This is a genomic window from Spirosoma aerolatum (assembly GCF_002056795.1).
Taxonomy (GTDB): Bacteria; Bacteroidota; Bacteroidia; order Cytophagales; family Spirosomataceae; genus Spirosoma; species Spirosoma aerolatum.
In genome coordinates this window covers 4,726,624-4,742,931 of the sequence record NZ_CP020104.1, presented here as the reverse complement: position 1 = coordinate 4,742,931, position 16,308 = coordinate 4,726,624, and the positions used below count along the sequence as shown (strand labels likewise).

The following is a 16,308-nucleotide window of genomic DNA, read 5'->3' as shown; positions in this document are numbered from 1 at the left end:
TTTTACATCTTAAAAATAGATTTATTATATTAGCATGAAGAAATAAACAGAATAAACCAATTATTTTAGTATGCCAGTATACGATTTATACTCAAAGAGACAAAAGTTACTTCGCGAAGGGCCAATCGACGTATTTACCTACGATGAAATATCACAAAAATTACGAATGCAAATAATTTTTATTATTCAAGATGTTGTAGGAGAAGCTGAATATTCAAGCGAGTTGGAGTCAGGCGATATATATATATGGGTTCACAATACTCTTTGTCGAGAATATGGATTAGAGTCATTGGTAGGTAATTATAATCTCTCTTATAGCGATAGAATTTTTCTATTTTTTAAGCAAGAATCGAATGTTGATAGAGTTATTGATGTTGTAGAGCTATTTTTTGGACTCATTAATGGGGTCATAAGAGATGATGATGACTATTCCACGAATAATAAAATTAAATGTTCGCCTGACGCTGCAATAAATGAATTGAATTGCAGATTAAAGGAAAGTGGAGTTGGTTATCAATTTGAGGGTAACGAAATTATTAGAGTTGATTCTACTTATGTTCATTCTGAGATAGTTAAACCTGTTTTGGGCTTATTGGCAAATTCAAAATTTGAAGGAGCTAACGAAGAGTATCTCAAGGCACATGAGCATTACAGACATAATAGAAACAAGGAATGTTTAACAGAATGCCTAAAAGCTTTTGAAAGCACAATGAAGATAATTTGTAAAGAAAAAGGTTGGAACTATAAAGAAACAGATACTGCTAGTACTTTAATTAACATATTATTTCAGAATAATCTTGTTCCTGCATTTACACAAAATCAATTTACTGGACTACAAAATATGTTGATTAGTGGTGTGCCAACTATTAGAAATAAAACTAGTGGACATGGACAAGGACAAACGCCAATTGTTGTTAGTGATGATATGACTAGATATGGCTTAAACTTGACAGGTTCTAATATAATTTTTTTAGTTGAACAGAGTGGGATAAAGTAGAATCTGTCTTCATAGTGATTTATCAAACGAAGGGGGCTACTATTTGAAATAGCTCCCTTCGTTTGATAAATATAAGATAAGTAACTATTTACTGTTGCTCATTCAGCTTATTAAAGTCAACGGGCAAGCTAGATACGGCACTGGCTACCGTTCCGGCTGTGAGCAGATACCCGCCAATGGTGGCAATGATCGGAGCTACCGGCGCGGCTATTACGGCGCCACCGACAGCCGCTAACGTTAGCCCGATTGTACGGAGCGTTTTGAAGAATTTAGGCGTAGGAGCCGCAAGCCGTTGGCTTAATGTAATATTGTCTTGAGTAATCATATAGAGGAAAGTTTAAGTGAAACTAAGGAAGCAGAATTAACAGGTTGCCGTCTGTATCGGTCGAGTAGCGCGGCCTTTTACGTTCTTCGATATAGAACACCACACAAGCCAGTAGTAAGCAGTATAGCGCGGCATGCCGCCCAACTTTACCCAGCGCAAACAGGATAAGCAGAATCCCCCCGGCAACAAACAAATAGTACTTTTCGGCATCGCGTAACGCCCGTAACGACATTGGCGCAATAAATCCACTGTACAGGCTTATATGGGTGCTGGTGGCATCCTTATTATCGCCAACTAACAAAGCCGATGGCATTACGACGGTACGGCCTTCGATAGTAATTGGTAAGTACGAATTGTGCCTATCTGCCGAACTGGTACGGTCATAAAACTTTATACCTTGACTATCATAGGCTGTATCACCTGTGTCGGTTACAGGGTGCGTATGGAAGGTAATCGGTAAAGCCCCCGAATTGATGCAATCCGATAAAACAGAGCTTAACGCGGTTTTGCTGGTTGCATAGGCTTTTCGTGGATCGTCTAGCAGGTTCGGTAGTTGTACCCATTTGGTAATCCTGAGCGTTCGGGCCTGAGCATCGGGATAGGCAAACAGAACGCCCCCGGTTTCTGAGCTTTTGGGATAAGCCTTATGTAAAGATTTCAGAACAGCCGGTGTAACGGTAATCAGCAACGGAGCCGCTAAGACCAACGTAGGCCGGTTTTCGGTCGTTATCTGCCGGAATATCCCTGCCTTTTCTAAATCTGCTATCATACGAATAGGTGGTTTAAGAAACAGCCAGAGCAACGCCCCGGCTGTTATCTGCTTCATGGAACACTACCGGACTAATCGAGCCAAACACAGGAGAGCCAGCAGTAAAAAACTTATACCTATCGTTCGGTTGCGTCGGATGTAGAACAGCACGAACACGATACCCGTAAAGATCAATAGTACCCAATCAATGGCCTGTATGCCAGTCGGTGCGTTGGCTACGGCATCGGTACTACTGTCGATCATGGCCGGAACATCTTTAGCCAGATAGGGTATAGATTGGGCAAAAAATGAAGGGGTTAGGCTATCGGCCCATTGTTGGGCAAACAGATCAATCATATACCCGTATAAATGGTCATGGTTGGTAAATAGCCCGTCCCATGCCGAACCGTTAAAATCCGGCCCTTTCCAAACGGCTGGAAAGGTTGCCATAAAATCTTGCTGTGCCTGCGCGGTCGGAATGTCATACAAGGAGCCAGGAACGGCGGTTAACTGTTCTTGTACCATCACAATCGGCAAACGGTCTACTTGCCAATGTTGGCGCACATAGCTAAAGAACTCGTTCAGTTCGCTTAGAAAGGTTTCCCGGCTGGTTCCCCGGTCGTTATATCCATGCTCTACCAGAATGGCACGAACGCCAGTTTTAGGCACGTAGTTGGTTAGAACGGTTTCTAAGGGTGCAAAGGGTTGGCGGCTTTGTGGCCCGGCATAGCCCGGTGGTTCGTGGGTAAGGGGTAAACCGTGAATAACTTCTAAATTCATCTTCAGGTTAGAACCGCCATACGCACAACCGTAGATCAGTACCGGCACGTTGAGCCGTTTTACCAGCAGATCGCCAAATTGTCCCCAAGCATCAGGAGTGCCGTTCATTGGCCCAACCTTTCCGGTTAGCTTACCAAACTGGTAATTGCGGCTTACCATGTCATCGAGCAAGGTAATTACCCGTTCGTCGTTGGCTGGTAGCTGGTGGGTAGCATCATGCCCCCCGTCCATATAGCTGTGTCCGAATTTTATGAACACTTCGCCAACGCCTACCCGACTGATAACTGCCTGTTGACTGCCAGCCGAAACGGTGAGTTTGTACCAGCCGCCCGGAACCGATACGCTGTTAGAAAACGAACCGTCAGCATTTACCGGAATAGTAGCCGTAATCGGAACGGCATTGGCTAACGTCTGAACGTCGCCAACCAGCACAGCCTCAAAGGTTGCTGTTACTTCGCTTGCCCCCGGTGCATTGCCTGTTATCGGAATTAAGGCACTGTTATCGGCATTGCGCTGGTAAACGCATTGTTCATACGGTGCGGTTAGGGTTAGGTTAGTTGCCATGAGTTGCCAGCGTTGCCAGAACGAACAGAATGGAAAAGAACAAACCCAGCAGGAGGGCAAGCCGAACCGTTGGTCCAGCCTGTTTAAAATCGGCGCGAACGTCCTTTAGAATGTACTCGGAAAGGAACGGAGACAATATGGAGTAAGCCAACCATGAACCGCCCAAGGTAATCGTAACGGCATAGAAAATAGATGTTACGGACTTGAGCGCAAAGGACAAAAAACCCTGTTCGACGATAGCACTACCGTAGTCGCCTAGCAAGTAGGTCAGGTAGAAAAACAGAGCTTTACGGAGCAGATCAGTTAACCGATACCGGGTCTTTTTTTGTTTGTCGGTTTCATCATCCTGCAATTGTTCAGGAGTCACTAAACCTAGCTCTTTTCGTAATTCTTGGGCCTGTGTTTCGGCATCATCGGCATAGCGGTAAAGCCGTTGTTTGTCATCGTCGGATAAGGCTTTTACGGCCTGTTGGCGGTAGATTTGGGCCTGTTCTTCATACCCGGCAATCTGGTCTAGTTTCTCTTCCCGTTCGCGTTCGGCCTGTTGGGTTTTCTCTAACGCAAGCCGGGCTAATTCGGCCTTTAATTCGGCTTCTTTATCTTCGATTTCGTAGGTTCTCATGTGTAGGACTGATTAAATAGTGGAAGGAACCAACCGCCGTATCTGGCTCTTTACATCGGCTATGGTAATTAGCCCGTCGCGGTTGGTATCGAGCGTTTTGTTATAGCGGTATCGCCTACGGTCTAAAGCCGTTGGCCCATCAGCGCGGTACAATACTTGCCGGTCAGGTTTACCCAGATAAGCCGGGGCAAATACTACGATATAGCAATCGTAAACGCTGTGCATTTGCCCGGCATAGGGGGCAAAATATCGCTCTACCCAAACAAGCTGTTCGATGGCATCCATCCGGCCTAATTTGCCAACGGTGGTATCTAAACGTCGGATACCGTATTTGGTAAACTGGATCAGACCAACGGCCCCGGAATAGGGATTTTTGATGTTTGCCCGAAACGTTCCCGCCGTTTCAAAGCACATCACAACCATCAGCCATTCGGGTTTAACCTGCAATCGTCCGGCTATTTCCGTTACCTGAGCGACAAACGCGGCCCGGTAGGGAGCTGGTACTCTATCGGCATAGAGCAAGCCGTTAGGGGCATTGGTTGGCGGATGGGCAAATAGAAGGGTAGGTACTGCCAGCAGTACGAATAGAAACGGTTTCATAAAAAGAGGAAGGTTGAACAGAGAAAAGGCCGGGACGGTGGCCCCGGCCTGTGAAGGACTAAGCGGATGAACCGGCCATTAAGCGGCTATCATGTCAGCCGGAACGTAGTGAACCGTTTCAATCAGTATCCGAACGTTTGCAGCCCCGGACGCCGAAGAAGGATGAATGCGCAGGCTTATCTTTTCCTTATAGCCGTAAAGTGAAAAATTAGGGTCGATATTATAGCCAATTGCCGCTGATGCTGCGTCTACTGTCGTGCCTATGGGGACACGTTTATTCGCATTGGTCATGTAGATTTCAGTAAACGCGTTGTTGGCAGTTATGCTATTGGCGGTTAGGAACTTTTGAAATTCCAGTTCTCGCGCCGTTGCAAAAAGAATGGATGCGGTTGATGCATGGTCAACCGTAATATAGACTTCGTCGCCTTGTACATCGAGCGTTTGAGCAACCCCCGGCGCAAGCGTAATGAACTGAAATTGACTGCGTTTTACAAATTGTTTTGTCATGATTTGAACCTGTTAGACAGTGAGAGGAAAGTTGTTGATTAACCTATCGGGTCAGTGCTGGTGCGGCTTAACTTTCAACCAGAAAAACGGCACTGCCACTCCAATCTAAAGTGAGATTGTACGTACCTGCCGCTAGGCTTTTAGCTTCGCCTGGCTTAATGCCATAGAGTGCATTCTTTACGCCTTGTTTGGCTTCGTCGGATAAGCCACTTAACGCCGTATCGGTTTCGGTAGTAGTTAGAAACATATTCCGGCTACCCGTATTGATGAGCGTTGATTTTGCCGCAACGGGTGCCACAACCTGCCCGGATTCAGTAATCGAGGTGAACAATTTTGCCATTTTATGAACGGTTAAAAAAGAGGAAAGAAACTACTATGAGTGCCAGAATTGGCAGGACTTTGTTTTCGGGACTTACGCCCGAATCGACCGTAATAGGAACCCGGTTTCTGATTACCTGTTTGATTTCCCAAATGGTAATGTTTCCGTCTCCATTCGTGTCTAAGGCTTTATTTAACTCATACCGACGTTTACCAATGTCGGTGGTTGCCGATTTCGTATAGACGATAGTTGCATCAGGTTTACCCAGATAAGCCGGGGCAAACACCGCTAGGTACACATCATAGACCGTTGCAAACTTTGACTTGTAGGGCGTTAGATACTTCTCTACATAGTCCAATTGTTGTACGGCGGTCATGGCCTTCAATTGCGCCAGCGTAACCCCTAAACCACTAATGCCGCTTTCGGTAAACTGGATTAAACCAACGGCCCCGGAACCTGAATTGGTTACGGTTGATGTGAATTTGCCCGCACTCTCAAAGTCCATCACGATCATTAGCCAATCTGGATTTATCCCCAGCCTTAAGCAGATCGCCTTAACCTTTTCGACAAATGCCGCCCGGTAAGAAGCCGGTACTTTGCTTTCGTATGCCAGTGCCATAAGTCGTTATTTAATCGAGACTGCGGTTTTAACTATCCAGTGATAGGAGGTAACTAAACCGCCTAATGAGGTTTCGGCATAACGAACAAAGGTGTTTCGGTTGCCTTTGTTGGGTACATCGGGAATGACTTTTTCCGAGACGTATTTACCAAGTACCTGTCCTTTCTTAGCCTGAATGTTTCGGCCTAAGAAGTCTGTTTCTACGGCGTAGGGAGCTTTATCAATTCGGATATTGGCTGTAGTAGTAGCTGTTACCGTTTTGCCCGTTGGGGTAGTGGTTGTGGGTTGGCTGGTGGTCGTGCCGGATGTTGTTCCGGTGCTGGTTCCCCCGGTGGTCGTGGTGGCCTTCGTTCCGTTGATGATTGCCCATAATTGGGCCAAATCTTCCCGGCTCAACTCGTTCGTTAGATCGCTGGTCAGATCGTCACCGTACAACGCCCGGTACGCCTGTGACACATCGGCAAAACTTTTGATTTGTGCCGCCGTTGCCAGAATGGACGCGGTATCGGTTCCGTCAAAGCTCATTAGCCAACCTGAACCGCTTGGGTTCATGGCTTGCCGAAATTGGATAGCCTGTTGGGTAGACAGATCAGAACCGGCATTCTCCGAATATACCTGCGTTTTGCTCTTATCCCAGCCGCGTTTTATCTGCCAGAACAGATAAAGCAGTAGTACCCAGAACAGCACTTTGTTAACGTCGATTTGCGATTTGAACGAGTTAGTTTCCATTACTTTTTGAACGGGTTAAACGATTGCTTGACAGCGTTGCCGATGTCGGGGAAAGCATTGAAGAAGTCGAGAATGCCAACGCCCCCTTTTGCTTGTTTCTCCTGCAAAGATTTCAGAGCGCGTAGGTTGTTTTCGGTCAGAACGGCCTTAATCATGGTCGGGTCTTCTTCGATCATATCCGCCAGATTTTCAATTATTTCAATAGCTTTTACTGAACCTTCGCCCGGTGCATCGGGATTACTAAAGGATTTCTCTAAGGCTTTATAGAGTCGCTTTAATTGACTCAAAACGTATTCCTGGGTAAGTTCGATTTGCTTAGTAGTTTGTTCCATTTTTGAGGTTATAATAGGCTTGTAGGGCTTTGGCTAGATCAGTCACCAAAGACACTTGAGCCGGTGAATACTTTCTTGATTTCGCCAACCTTTTGCACCGTGTCGGCTGCATTTTTAGCGGTCTGGAAAATGTCGGGTGTACCGTCTCCGTCTGCATCTTCTTTAAGGTATTGTTCGATTTTTCGAACTGTTTCCTTTAATTCCCGAACCTCATTGGTTAGCTGTTCGAGCATAAAGTCTTTACGGGCCTGTGCTTCAATTTCCCGCTTTACGTGGTCAGGAATTCCGTAAGCATTGGTAGATGGAGCCTGAAACGAATTTTGTTGCATAGCCGGGCTGTTTTGGCCTTTGGTGAAGGTGGTTTCAAATGCCCCGTTGTACTTATCGGGTTTGTCTGCGGCTTTGAGCTTGTACGTGCCAGCCGGAAGGAAGGTTAAGGCCGTTTGAAAGTCTGCAATCGACTGTTCTAAGTTGTCGTTTGCGGCATACTCGCCAACCTTAGCCGAACCGTTCATTATCCGCCAAAACGGGGTTTTGTAATGGCGTAAGTAGCTGATTGCGTCCTGTGTATTGTCCATCGGCTTAGAGGTTTAGCCCGGCCCCGATGATAGAGCCGGGCTATTGACTTACTTAGAGTGCTTCTTAATCAGCGCGTCTTTTTTTCGCTTGTCCTTATCGAACTGAGCCTTCTTTTCATCATACCGTTCCCAAGACGAAATAGGAGCCGATTTTTTAGGCTTTTTAGGTGCTTTTGCCATTGCTGTAAGAGAGGTTAAAAAATGAATGAGGTTGATATATGGCCGGGTCTTATTGACATTGCCCGGCTCCGTTGTTGGGCCTTATTGACGTTGCCCTTGTTGGTTCTTACCGATAGGAGCGTTTACGCTTTTTACCCATGCCCAACGCTGGAGCAATGATTGGATTCCAGAGCAGGAGCAGAGCCAGAATAACCACTACCCACCAGTAGTTCGATAGGAAGGTCGTTATCTGTTCGCCAATCGTTGCGGCTTGGTAGGTCACAGTTCCGCCCGTATCGGTCGAGCCACCCGAACCCGATGAACCGGAGCCAGACGAACCACTACCCGAACCCGACGAACCGCTACCTGAACCCGACGAACCAGAGCCAGAAGCCCCCCAAGTTGTCGTAATGGTATCTTTAGGGTAGCCAGATGCCCAGCCCGTTGTACGGTCGTAACCTGTAACCATTTGGAAACCATCACCCAGACTAGCAACCGGGAAACGGCTATCTAAATTGGTGGTGTTGCTGGCACTCAGTTTGAGAGCCGCTTTAATATCGGCATCGGCCCCGTCTTCAAACTGGTTTGCCAAAGCCTGAGCATAGCCCATGTTCAGGAGCCATTGCCGGGTTTTAACGAGCATAACCCCGCCACCATCGCAACCGATAACATACTTTCGTCCGGTTGTTGTCAGCACCGCTTCGTAAAAGGGTAAACTAGCGGACTGTTGCCCCATCTGGGAAATCTTTACATCTGCCATTGTATTTGTTGTTTACTGGTAAAAAAGAGGAAAGAGAAGGTGATTAAATAACCCGATTTACGAAGCTGGCCGGGTTAAGCGATTTCCAACCCAGATACGGCAGGAAGTCCGTAACAAAGGCTAGTCCGGTGCCTATTTGCTGATACGGAAACCGGCTATCGTAAAAGGTCTGCGAACCCGTAAAACCCAGCGCCGAAACGATTTCGGTGTTTAGGGAGCGTTCGAGCGTATCGGCGTAAATCGACGAAATTCCAAGACTTCGGATAACTGCCGGGCCTGCAAACTCTACCTGATTCGCGTAGTTCACAATAGCCGCGAATTTGCGCCCATTCAATGCGATTTCGTAGATAGGTCGGTTGGCCCGTACCTGCCCAATCTGAGCAATTCTAACGTTTGCCATTTTTAGATTTTGGTTTAAAAAAGAGGAAGTAAAAGAGCAGGACAACAACCCCGAAAACGATAATCAACGTGGTCGGGCTGGTAAAGTCGATGTTAAAAACGCGGTTGCTGGTATCGGGTGCGTTGTCGGTGTTGGTGGTGTCGGTCGAACTGCTACCGGCCAGATTGCCCAGCGTAGGGTAGGTGCTGGAAAGCTGTTGTTTGCCGATTATCCCGTTTTTCGACAGTACGCCAATCTCGGTATTGATAAAGCCTAAGATTGTGTTGACCGTGTTGATGAGCTTAGAATTGCCCGTTTGTTGCGCGGTCGTTTTGCTTTGTGTAATCGTGGCTTTATCCGAATCACTTAACGCCTTATCTGGGTCGATACCCATGTCGAGCAGATACGCCCGTATGTCTGCATCGGAAATGCCTGAAAGGTCTACTTCTTCATTCATCGTTAGAAAATTTTGGTGAAGTTTTTCAGCAAGTCGCTTTGCAGGTCAAAGGACTGTTTTACAGGGAATTGGAACAGTTCGGCATAAACTAGCCCGTCTAAGGTCAGATTAACTTTTCCGGCCTGTAACGACGCCCAGATAGTACTGGCTGCACTGATAGTGTCCAACAAACCGATGGTAACACTAACAGGCATTACCGTTACGGCTTTTGGCGCGGTTGTAATTGCCTGAGTGACCAACGCCCGGCCAATCACTTTACCCGACGATAACACATCGAAATCAGCCGATTTGATACGGATAGAACCGCTTGAGTTGTTGGTTATCCGAACCGGCAAAATGAACGTCAACGCCCCCGATTGTATGGAAATCTGTTGCGGTACTCCCAAGTCAAAAATGAGTCGTTGGGCTGTGTTGACCTTGTAAAGAATCCAAAGGACTAGTAAAGCGATAGCCGCTATGAGTATGAAACCTTTCTTGTTCATCGCTTACGACGGTTGCGTTTTTTGAGATAGACAAACAGCAGGAACAGGAGCGCGAAACCAGCCAGCCAGTAATAAATAGCGTTCGGGTTTGGTGCGCCAGCTTGTCCGGTAAGGTCTGGTTTGGTGGTTGTCGATGGAGCCGCTTTTAGCTCCTTCACCAGTGCGGCCCGGATTTCCCCGGTTTGGTACAGGTCTGCCGTGTACTCCTTTATAAGTTGCTGTACTTGAAGCTGTTGAATAGCTTGCGCCGTTTGCTGCTTACCGACGAAGTAATTGACCACTTGTCCCACAACCGGAACCGTCGAAACAGCCGCATTAAACGTTTTTAGCAAGGCATCATAGGTAGGATCACCCCAATTCTTTAAACTGTTAAGCAGTTGGTTAACCCGGCCTTTTATGAAGGAAACCCGGTTATCAATAGCCGTAATCCGGTCGGTTAACCACTGGTTTCGTTCGGTCTGAGTCGTACCCGTATAGGCTACCTTAACCGCTTGAATGGTTGAACTAGATGCTTTATTGATTGCATCCAGTTCAGACCAGAACGGCATTTCTTCGAGCCATTTATTAGTACCTTCTGGATTGAAGATATTCCCGTTAAAGTTTGGGACACCACTATCAGCCTTTGGGTCGAAGTATTCCAGTATGCCAGCGTAAACAGTATTAATGTCAGCCATACTAACCTTGCTGTGTTGAACGACACAAGATTAGTATTGATTTTGCTATTGATTTAGGTATAAGTAACTTAGTCGGACAATTCGCCCGAAAACCCTAGTTAGTACCAATATGAGCGAGAAAACCGGAGTTAAGACCCAAGCCAAATTTTGCAAACAGGATTTTTTGACGATGTACGACGGGGTTTCTATCGAAGTATTTGAATCGTGGATTGAGGAGATAAAGCAGGAGATTGGTTGGAAAGCGAAAGGTAAACAGGTATTCCCGCCCAGAGTAGCCCGGCGAATCATTGAACACATCGGCCAACCCATAAGCCTGAAAGTGCTGAATCAATAATATTCTTTAAATACAAACGGTGGCTCATTTGGCCACCGTTTGTATTTTGTATAATTTCCAGACGGGTTTTATAACTAATTTTATGTAAAGGGATATTTTTGATTATTCTAATCTTCTCCTTTTTAAACTTAGTCATGGAAAAAGTCAAATTACTTAAATTTCAAGATTCTCTTGATTATCTTATCAAGACTGGTTTCACTTCATATGTTGAAGAAACATTATTCAATATTCCAATCACAATATTTTCCTTAAATAATGGGAAAGTAATGGCTATGGCGAGTGGATATGGAGATAGCTTGGTTTTTGAAGACATAACTATTTTCAATAAAAATAAAGATGCTATAATAAAGCTATTGAAAATCACAAAAGATGTTCCATTAGACAATAAAATGAAAGATTTAGAGAAGTATGCTCAATATTATATCGATGTCTTAAATAATGCCATTGGCTTTAACATTGACGAAACCGATGAAACTTATTATCAAAACTTACACCAAAAAATAGTGTCATACATTAAAAACAAAGGTTTAATTGACATTGCTAGCGAACTTGGAGTATTGTTAGGGGAGCTTGTGAAAGGAGAGATTAAAGCAGAGTGGCGTTATTTGAAAAAGGGAAACGACGAATATATTGATCTATATGACAAAACTCGAAGGTTACGATACTCCATTTGGAACAGCACCCACGAGTATTTGGAGGCATGTTTGGAAGGCGAACATATAGAAAACGATCTACTGATTCTTGCTATTGAAAAGATAAAGATACCGCGAAATGATTATTGAAGTCATATAGATACGATGTTTAAAATTGTTTTATAAGTGCCGTTATGTTAATCTACTCCTGCCAAGTTTCATTAATTCAAATATAACGCGACTTGAAGCAGCCCAGATTAAAGCATCACAGATCAAACGTGTAAAAATGTATTCTTCAGGCCAAGGCAACAGAGCAGAGGAAGGACAGAGTATACTAGCTATAACAGTCTGCCATTTCGGTGTAGGCCCAAAATTGAAGAACAAAAAAGATAATAATAGAACCGTAAAGAGATGCAGAACGGTGACTACAGCTACCCACAGTAATCGCCGAATCCAAATATTCATGCTTTGTTATATAATCTATTATATGTAAAGCTAGCTAAAAAAGTTGTCGAAAAGTCCTACCCGAAAAACAGCCCTATTGTCGTAAAGTCCTTAGAAAGTCCTCAAAAAGTTGTCGAATAGTAGTACCCGTTTCCCTTTACAGATCGCCCGGTATAGGCCGAATAGATAAACCCCGCTTATAGAAAATTTGGACAACGGATAAGACAGACAAGACAAGCGGATATATATATAAGGGAAAGTTGTCTGTCTTGTCCGTATATAATTCTGATTAATGGCGATATTAGGGTAAGAAAACGGAATAATATTCCGTTTTCGATGTTTTCGTAGCTTCTTATTGGGTAAAATCACAGACAAATACAATTTATAAGTTGTCTATAGTTATGGACAAGACAGACAACTTTCCCTTATATATATAAATTGTCTTGTCTGTCTATATAGGGGTGGGGGGTATCTATCTTGTCTATACCCAAAAAATACAATTCAAAAAATAAGCCCGGCGCGGTGGCCGGGCTGAAAATTCTAATTTCAAAAATTTGTTCTTATCCTAAATTCCAGTTGCCCATTCTATGAGCCTTAACAAATGCAGGAATCAATTCAATAACTTCTTTAATCTCATTCAGTGAGTCTCCAATATCTGACAGGTTGCCATTAATACTAACGCTTTCGGCTTTATCATAGCCTAATGCAATGGCTAATGCTTCTAAGCCAGCAGGTGAACTATCTGAGCGAGATACCACTAAGCCGTTTTCTAATATCTGGTTGCGTTGAATTTGCACCGCAATTGGTAAGGCTTGTTCATTAGTGAGCTTATAATCGACTTGCAAATCCTTTTGTCTTAGCCCCCTATTAACTGGACAGATTTTCTGAAAAGATTGTGTCAAAAACTAACTCTGCTTCCTCCCACTTTTGCTGCGGTGTAATAAAACCGATCGAACGGTGCAATCGATGATGGTTGTAATGGGAAAAATAACGCCCTAACATTTCTTTGGCCTCATAGTAGCTGGCAAACTCATTTCGCTCAATCACATCATGTTCTAGAATACTGTGAAAAGCTTCAATGTACGAGTTCTCTTCAGGGGTGGCTACGTGCGTGAATTCCTGCTTGATCTCTGAGCTTTTCAAAAAGTTACGCACTGAATGAGCAATGAATTGACTGCCATTATCATTGCGCAAAATGACCCCTTTCAGTTCATGACTCCGATTTATTCGTCGAAAAAGATTGATCAAGTCGATTTGGCGAATACTGCCTTGGAATAGCCAATCCAGAATTTTGCGGCTATACACATCAATGACGCTCAACAGATAGTAATTCCGTCGTTCCCCTTGTACCCAGACGTACTTGATATCCCAACATAGGTATTCTAAGGGCTTGGTAGCTACAATTCGTCTGAATTTAACGAACTCCCGCTTACCTGTCGGCCGGAACACTTTGCCCAGAAGTAAATTATGCTCCTGCATGAGCCGATATACCTTTTTTTTATTAATCAAGTACTCTTTTTTCAACTCGTGGGTGATGTATTCGTAGCCAAGGGCATTGAACTCAACATCCAGCAGTTGCCGAATACTGAGCACGACCAGTTGATTGTCCACCCACGATCCATCCAGTTTCATGGTTACCTGGCTGGGCTTTGCCCCAGGCCTACCTGATTGAGGTTGGTAATAAGACACGCTCCGAGGCACGCTAAGCCACTGGCATAACAGGGTACGACTTACTTGATGTTCGAACTGCTTCATTAGTGCTAGTTTCTCCGAGGTTGAATAGTCGTTTTTTTTAGCAGTTCGCTTTTGATCTCCAGTTCCAAAGCTTGTTTTGCTACAATCCGCTTCAGGCGATCATTTTCTTCTTCCAGCACTCGAAGCTGGGGATCGACGCGTGCATAGGAATCTTTGAGGCCTTCTTTGCCTTTGCTTAAATATTTCAATCGCCATTTGCGCAGCAATGAAGGGGATAGATTGTATTTGCGACAGGTGTCAGCATGGCCGTCACGGATTGCTTCCTGGACGATGGAATAGCGGTCTTCGGGAGTAAAACTCCGCCTTAGTTTGCTCATGGTATCTGAATGTAAAAGGACTAAACTGTTTTTGCAATTTTGTCCAGCCATTCAGGGGGTTAAGACACTTTACGATTTTAGAAAGGCTTTCAATTTGGCTAACCATAAAATGTGTGTTTGAAGGTGGAAAATTAATTGTACTATTTTTCATGCTTGCGCTTTGACATACGTATATAGACGATGCTGGCGTTCGCCTGTAACGGTTATTATGCCAGCGTCAACGGCCTGTTTAATGTGATAATCTGCGTTTTTGTCGGAATTTGTACCCGGCGAAAAATGGCATACTTTGGCACGTAACTCCTTAATTGGCAGTTCGGTAAGGTTGCCAAAACATAGGTGCATTAAGCCTTTGGTCTTTTCTTCTTTCTTAGCAGCCGCCGATTGTTTCGCTTCTTCATTAAGTTCTGCCGTTGCTACTGCATCTAGTAAGACCATTCGTTTTTGTTCTTCCGAGAAATGGAAGTAGACCGTTTCAAAATCGTCGCCTATCCGTATCAAACGGCTTTCTATACTATGTATCTTTTTCTCACGGTCTTTCTTGATCGAGATTAGCCCGGCGCATTTGCGCTCAATCTGGCTACCTAAGTGACCACGAACAGAACCGCCCCCTTTGTTTTCGTGAATGACAACCACAACTGCCGTATTATGCCGGGACGCAAGTAAAGACAATTCTTCTATCAGCGCATTCGATTTTTCTTCGTCGTTTACACTGGTTAGAATATCGGCAAGTCCGTCGATAATTAATAGGTGCATTTTGTGTTCCTTAAAAACAAGGTCAATCGTTTCCCGGCGTTCGTCTAACGACATTTCCAGAAGATTATAAATGAATAGATTTTCAGGGGTTTGGCTTAATCCGGCATACTTTAAAACTTTATCCTGTAAATCCTGAGTACTAGATATGTGCTGTTCAAAATCCAAGTAAACCACATCTCTACCATTGGCAAAAGTAGTTTCTATGTCGAGCGATTGCGCTCGGTCGTTGAAGTGGCTAAAGGCGGTAGCAATCATAAAACCTATAACGGTTGTTTTGCCGCTTTTAGGTGGCCCGGTTAAGGCTGAGATCATACCGGCATTGGCGTAGTTAGTGCCAGAAATGCGAATGACCGGCGTAGGAGCCGGGTATTTGGTGGTATTGGTTAACCGCCTGTTTTGTAGGTCTTTTAAGCTTACTTTGGTGGGTTTCGTAGGGGACAACAAAGGTACTATCGGCGTAGTGGTATTATTGCGCTCAATTAGCGCGTCGATGTCGTTAGGCATTGGTGAACTTGGTGGAAGTGGCTTGTTGCTGGATATAGTCACCATAGAGTTTAAAAGCCGTTTCGCCCCATGTGTGGGCTAGTTCGGTTTGTGCGTCGAGTAGTTGGTTTAAGATCAGGTTTTGATGCTTGGCCCTATACCATTCTTCGACAAATCCGGCTGTTTCATCCTGCATAAATTCGGCCATACGGTCAAAGGCTTTTACGAACGCCAACAGCGTAGAAATTTCGCTTTCTACGCTGGTTATCTGTTTATGTAGTTGTTCGTTAAATTCTTCATCCTGCCTTTTTATCAGGTATTCTTTCCGGCTGATTTTGCGGCTAATGAGAGTTAGCACATCGGCCCGGCTTTCGTCGTATAGCGTTCGGGTAATGTGGCTACTGAGCAGGTTTTTAATGGTCGCAAACCGGGCAAATGATTTGCGCCTGTTGAGTTCCGCCCAGATTCCCCCGGCCATTAGGTAGGAGCCATTTTGAATGTCGGTCATTAGTCGAAAAGGCTGGTTTGTTGTTTGGCCGCTTCTTTCTTTACCTGCTTGGAATGGCGTCCAATGGATGCCAGAACATCTTTGGCTTTCTTACGATCTTCGGCCCGGCCACTGGCTAGGAGCCTACGCATTTCACGGAGTTGTTCACGTTGATTCATGCGGCTTGCTCCATTTGAAGGGTTTCTAACATTGAATCCGTTGGCATAGGTTGCCCATCGACATAGCCCAAATACTTACGAGCTAAGTCTAAATAGATCGAAAGCACTTCATAAGGGTTTTCGCAGTACTGGTAATGATCGCGAAACCGTTTTGCATAATCAGTTCCATACTGTTCCTGAGCCTTAAGGAGTTCCGCCCGGAACATAAGTTGTTCAGAGGGTTTAGCCGAATCATATAAACGGCCAATTAAACCTTTGCTTTTTGTTATTTTCTTACGCATAGGGAATGATGT

At 44.7% G+C, this 16,308-nt stretch carries 27 protein-coding genes; 3 read left to right on the top strand and 24 right to left on the bottom strand.

Annotation, left to right across the window (positions count from 1 at the left end; translation table 11 throughout):
* Positions 1-70 precede the first annotated feature (70 nt).
* Complete coding sequence (locus tag B5M13_RS19675) at positions 71-997, top strand: STM4504/CBY_0614 family protein (protein WP_080057287.1); 927 nt, start codon at positions 71-73, stop codon at positions 995-997.
* A gap of 88 nt (positions 998-1,085) precedes the next feature.
* Here the strand turns inward: B5M13_RS19675 and B5M13_RS19670 are convergent, their stop codons facing one another.
* From B5M13_RS19670 to B5M13_RS19595, 17 genes are all read right to left on the bottom strand, one after another.
* Positions 1,086-1,322: a hypothetical protein gene (locus B5M13_RS19670; RefSeq protein WP_080057286.1), complete on the bottom strand. Its 237-nt coding sequence runs from the start codon at positions 1,320-1,322 to the stop codon at positions 1,086-1,088.
* 22 nt (positions 1,323-1,344) lie between these two features.
* On the bottom strand, positions 1,345-2,091 hold the full coding sequence (locus tag B5M13_RS19665) for a hypothetical protein (RefSeq protein ID WP_080057285.1): 747 nt from the start codon (positions 2,089-2,091) through the stop codon (positions 1,345-1,347).
* Positions 2,092-2,154: 63 nt separating this feature from the next.
* Positions 2,155-3,414, bottom strand: a complete 1,260-nt coding sequence (locus B5M13_RS19660) for a hypothetical protein (RefSeq protein WP_080057284.1) — start codon at positions 3,412-3,414, stop codon at positions 2,155-2,157.
* Positions 3,404-4,036, bottom strand: coding sequence for a hypothetical protein (locus B5M13_RS19655; RefSeq protein ID WP_080057283.1), 633 nt, complete (start codon positions 4,034-4,036; stop codon positions 3,404-3,406). The genes B5M13_RS19660 and B5M13_RS19655 overlap by 11 nt, the downstream gene beginning before the upstream one ends.
* Before the next feature lie 12 nt (positions 4,037-4,048).
* Entirely contained in the window at positions 4,049-4,636 is a 588-nt protein-coding gene (locus B5M13_RS19650) for a hypothetical protein (RefSeq protein ID WP_080057282.1), read from the bottom strand.
* A 78-nt stretch (positions 4,637-4,714) separates the two neighbouring features.
* A complete protein-coding gene (locus tag B5M13_RS19645; protein ID WP_080057281.1) occupies positions 4,715-5,143 on the bottom strand; it encodes a hypothetical protein in 429 nt (142 codons plus the stop codon).
* A 67-nt stretch (positions 5,144-5,210) separates the two neighbouring features.
* Entirely contained in the window at positions 5,211-5,483 is a 273-nt protein-coding gene (locus B5M13_RS19640) for a hypothetical protein (RefSeq protein WP_080057280.1), read from the bottom strand.
* Between the two features lies 1 nt (position 5,484).
* A complete protein-coding gene (locus B5M13_RS19635) occupies positions 5,485-6,081 on the bottom strand; it encodes a hypothetical protein (RefSeq protein WP_080057279.1) in 597 nt (198 codons plus the stop codon).
* A 6-nt stretch (positions 6,082-6,087) separates the two neighbouring features.
* On the bottom strand, positions 6,088-6,810 hold the full coding sequence (locus B5M13_RS19630; RefSeq protein ID WP_080057278.1) for a hypothetical protein: 723 nt from the start codon (positions 6,808-6,810) through the stop codon (positions 6,088-6,090).
* The gene (locus B5M13_RS19625) at positions 6,810-7,142 is read right to left on the bottom strand and encodes a hypothetical protein (RefSeq protein WP_080057277.1); all 333 of its coding nucleotides are present in this window, start codon (positions 7,140-7,142) and stop codon (positions 6,810-6,812) included. Before B5M13_RS19625 ends, B5M13_RS19630 begins: the two co-directional genes overlap by 1 nt.
* Before the next feature lie 38 nt (positions 7,143-7,180).
* Positions 7,181-7,720, bottom strand: coding sequence for a hypothetical protein (locus B5M13_RS19620; protein WP_080057276.1), 540 nt, complete (start codon positions 7,718-7,720; stop codon positions 7,181-7,183).
* A gap of 48 nt (positions 7,721-7,768) precedes the next feature.
* A complete protein-coding gene (locus B5M13_RS34455; RefSeq protein WP_262508050.1) occupies positions 7,769-7,900 on the bottom strand; it encodes a hypothetical protein in 132 nt (43 codons plus the stop codon).
* Positions 7,901-8,006: 106 nt separating this feature from the next.
* A complete protein-coding gene (locus B5M13_RS33515; protein ID WP_155297300.1) occupies positions 8,007-8,639 on the bottom strand; it encodes a hypothetical protein in 633 nt (210 codons plus the stop codon).
* Between the two features lie 43 nt (positions 8,640-8,682).
* Entirely contained in the window at positions 8,683-9,039 is a 357-nt protein-coding gene (locus tag B5M13_RS19610) for a hypothetical protein (RefSeq protein WP_080057275.1), read from the bottom strand.
* Complete coding sequence (locus B5M13_RS19605) at positions 9,026-9,475, bottom strand: hypothetical protein (RefSeq protein ID WP_080057274.1); 450 nt, start codon at positions 9,473-9,475, stop codon at positions 9,026-9,028. The genes B5M13_RS19610 and B5M13_RS19605 overlap by 14 nt, the downstream gene beginning before the upstream one ends.
* Before the next feature lie 2 nt (positions 9,476-9,477).
* Positions 9,478-9,957: an NDR1/HIN1-like protein gene (locus tag B5M13_RS19600; RefSeq protein WP_080057273.1), complete on the bottom strand. Its 480-nt coding sequence runs from the start codon at positions 9,955-9,957 to the stop codon at positions 9,478-9,480.
* Entirely contained in the window at positions 9,954-10,631 is a 678-nt protein-coding gene (locus B5M13_RS19595; RefSeq protein WP_080057272.1) for a hypothetical protein, read from the bottom strand. The genes B5M13_RS19600 and B5M13_RS19595 overlap by 4 nt, the downstream gene beginning before the upstream one ends.
* A gap of 109 nt (positions 10,632-10,740) precedes the next feature.
* On the opposite strand from B5M13_RS19595, the gene B5M13_RS19590 reads away from it, so the two are divergent.
* Positions 10,741-10,965 carry a hypothetical protein gene (locus tag B5M13_RS19590; RefSeq protein WP_080057271.1) on the top strand — a complete coding sequence of 75 codons (225 nt, stop codon included), beginning with the start codon at positions 10,741-10,743 and terminating at the stop codon, positions 10,963-10,965.
* Positions 10,966-11,099: 134 nt separating this feature from the next.
* A complete protein-coding gene (locus B5M13_RS19585) occupies positions 11,100-11,747 on the top strand; it encodes a hypothetical protein (protein ID WP_080057270.1) in 648 nt (215 codons plus the stop codon).
* An 854-nt stretch (positions 11,748-12,601) separates the two neighbouring features.
* On the opposite strand, the gene B5M13_RS33825 is transcribed toward B5M13_RS19585, so the two are convergent.
* The 7 genes from B5M13_RS33825 to B5M13_RS19555 form a co-directional block, all read right to left on the bottom strand.
* The gene (locus B5M13_RS33825) at positions 12,602-12,886 is read right to left on the bottom strand and encodes a hypothetical protein (RefSeq protein ID WP_179950456.1); all 285 of its coding nucleotides are present in this window, start codon (positions 12,884-12,886) and stop codon (positions 12,602-12,604) included.
* A gap of 22 nt (positions 12,887-12,908) precedes the next feature.
* Positions 12,909-13,796, bottom strand: a complete 888-nt coding sequence (locus B5M13_RS19575; RefSeq protein ID WP_012931202.1) for an IS3 family transposase — start codon at positions 13,794-13,796, stop codon at positions 12,909-12,911.
* Positions 13,797-13,801: 5 nt separating this feature from the next.
* A complete protein-coding gene (locus B5M13_RS19570) occupies positions 13,802-14,113 on the bottom strand; it encodes a transposase (RefSeq protein WP_012931201.1) in 312 nt (103 codons plus the stop codon).
* A gap of 147 nt (positions 14,114-14,260) precedes the next feature.
* On the bottom strand, positions 14,261-15,370 hold the full coding sequence (locus B5M13_RS19565) for an AAA family ATPase (protein ID WP_170061159.1): 1,110 nt from the start codon (positions 15,368-15,370) through the stop codon (positions 14,261-14,263).
* On the bottom strand, positions 15,363-15,857 hold the full coding sequence (locus B5M13_RS19560) for a hypothetical protein (RefSeq protein WP_080057268.1): 495 nt from the start codon (positions 15,855-15,857) through the stop codon (positions 15,363-15,365). The genes B5M13_RS19565 and B5M13_RS19560 overlap by 8 nt, the downstream gene beginning before the upstream one ends.
* Complete coding sequence (locus B5M13_RS33510) at positions 15,857-16,015, bottom strand: hypothetical protein (protein WP_155297299.1); 159 nt, start codon at positions 16,013-16,015, stop codon at positions 15,857-15,859. Before B5M13_RS33510 ends, B5M13_RS19560 begins: the two co-directional genes overlap by 1 nt.
* Positions 16,012-16,296, bottom strand: coding sequence for a hypothetical protein (locus B5M13_RS19555; protein WP_080057267.1), 285 nt, complete (start codon positions 16,294-16,296; stop codon positions 16,012-16,014). The genes B5M13_RS33510 and B5M13_RS19555 overlap by 4 nt, the downstream gene beginning before the upstream one ends.
* Positions 16,297-16,308 lie beyond the last annotated feature (12 nt).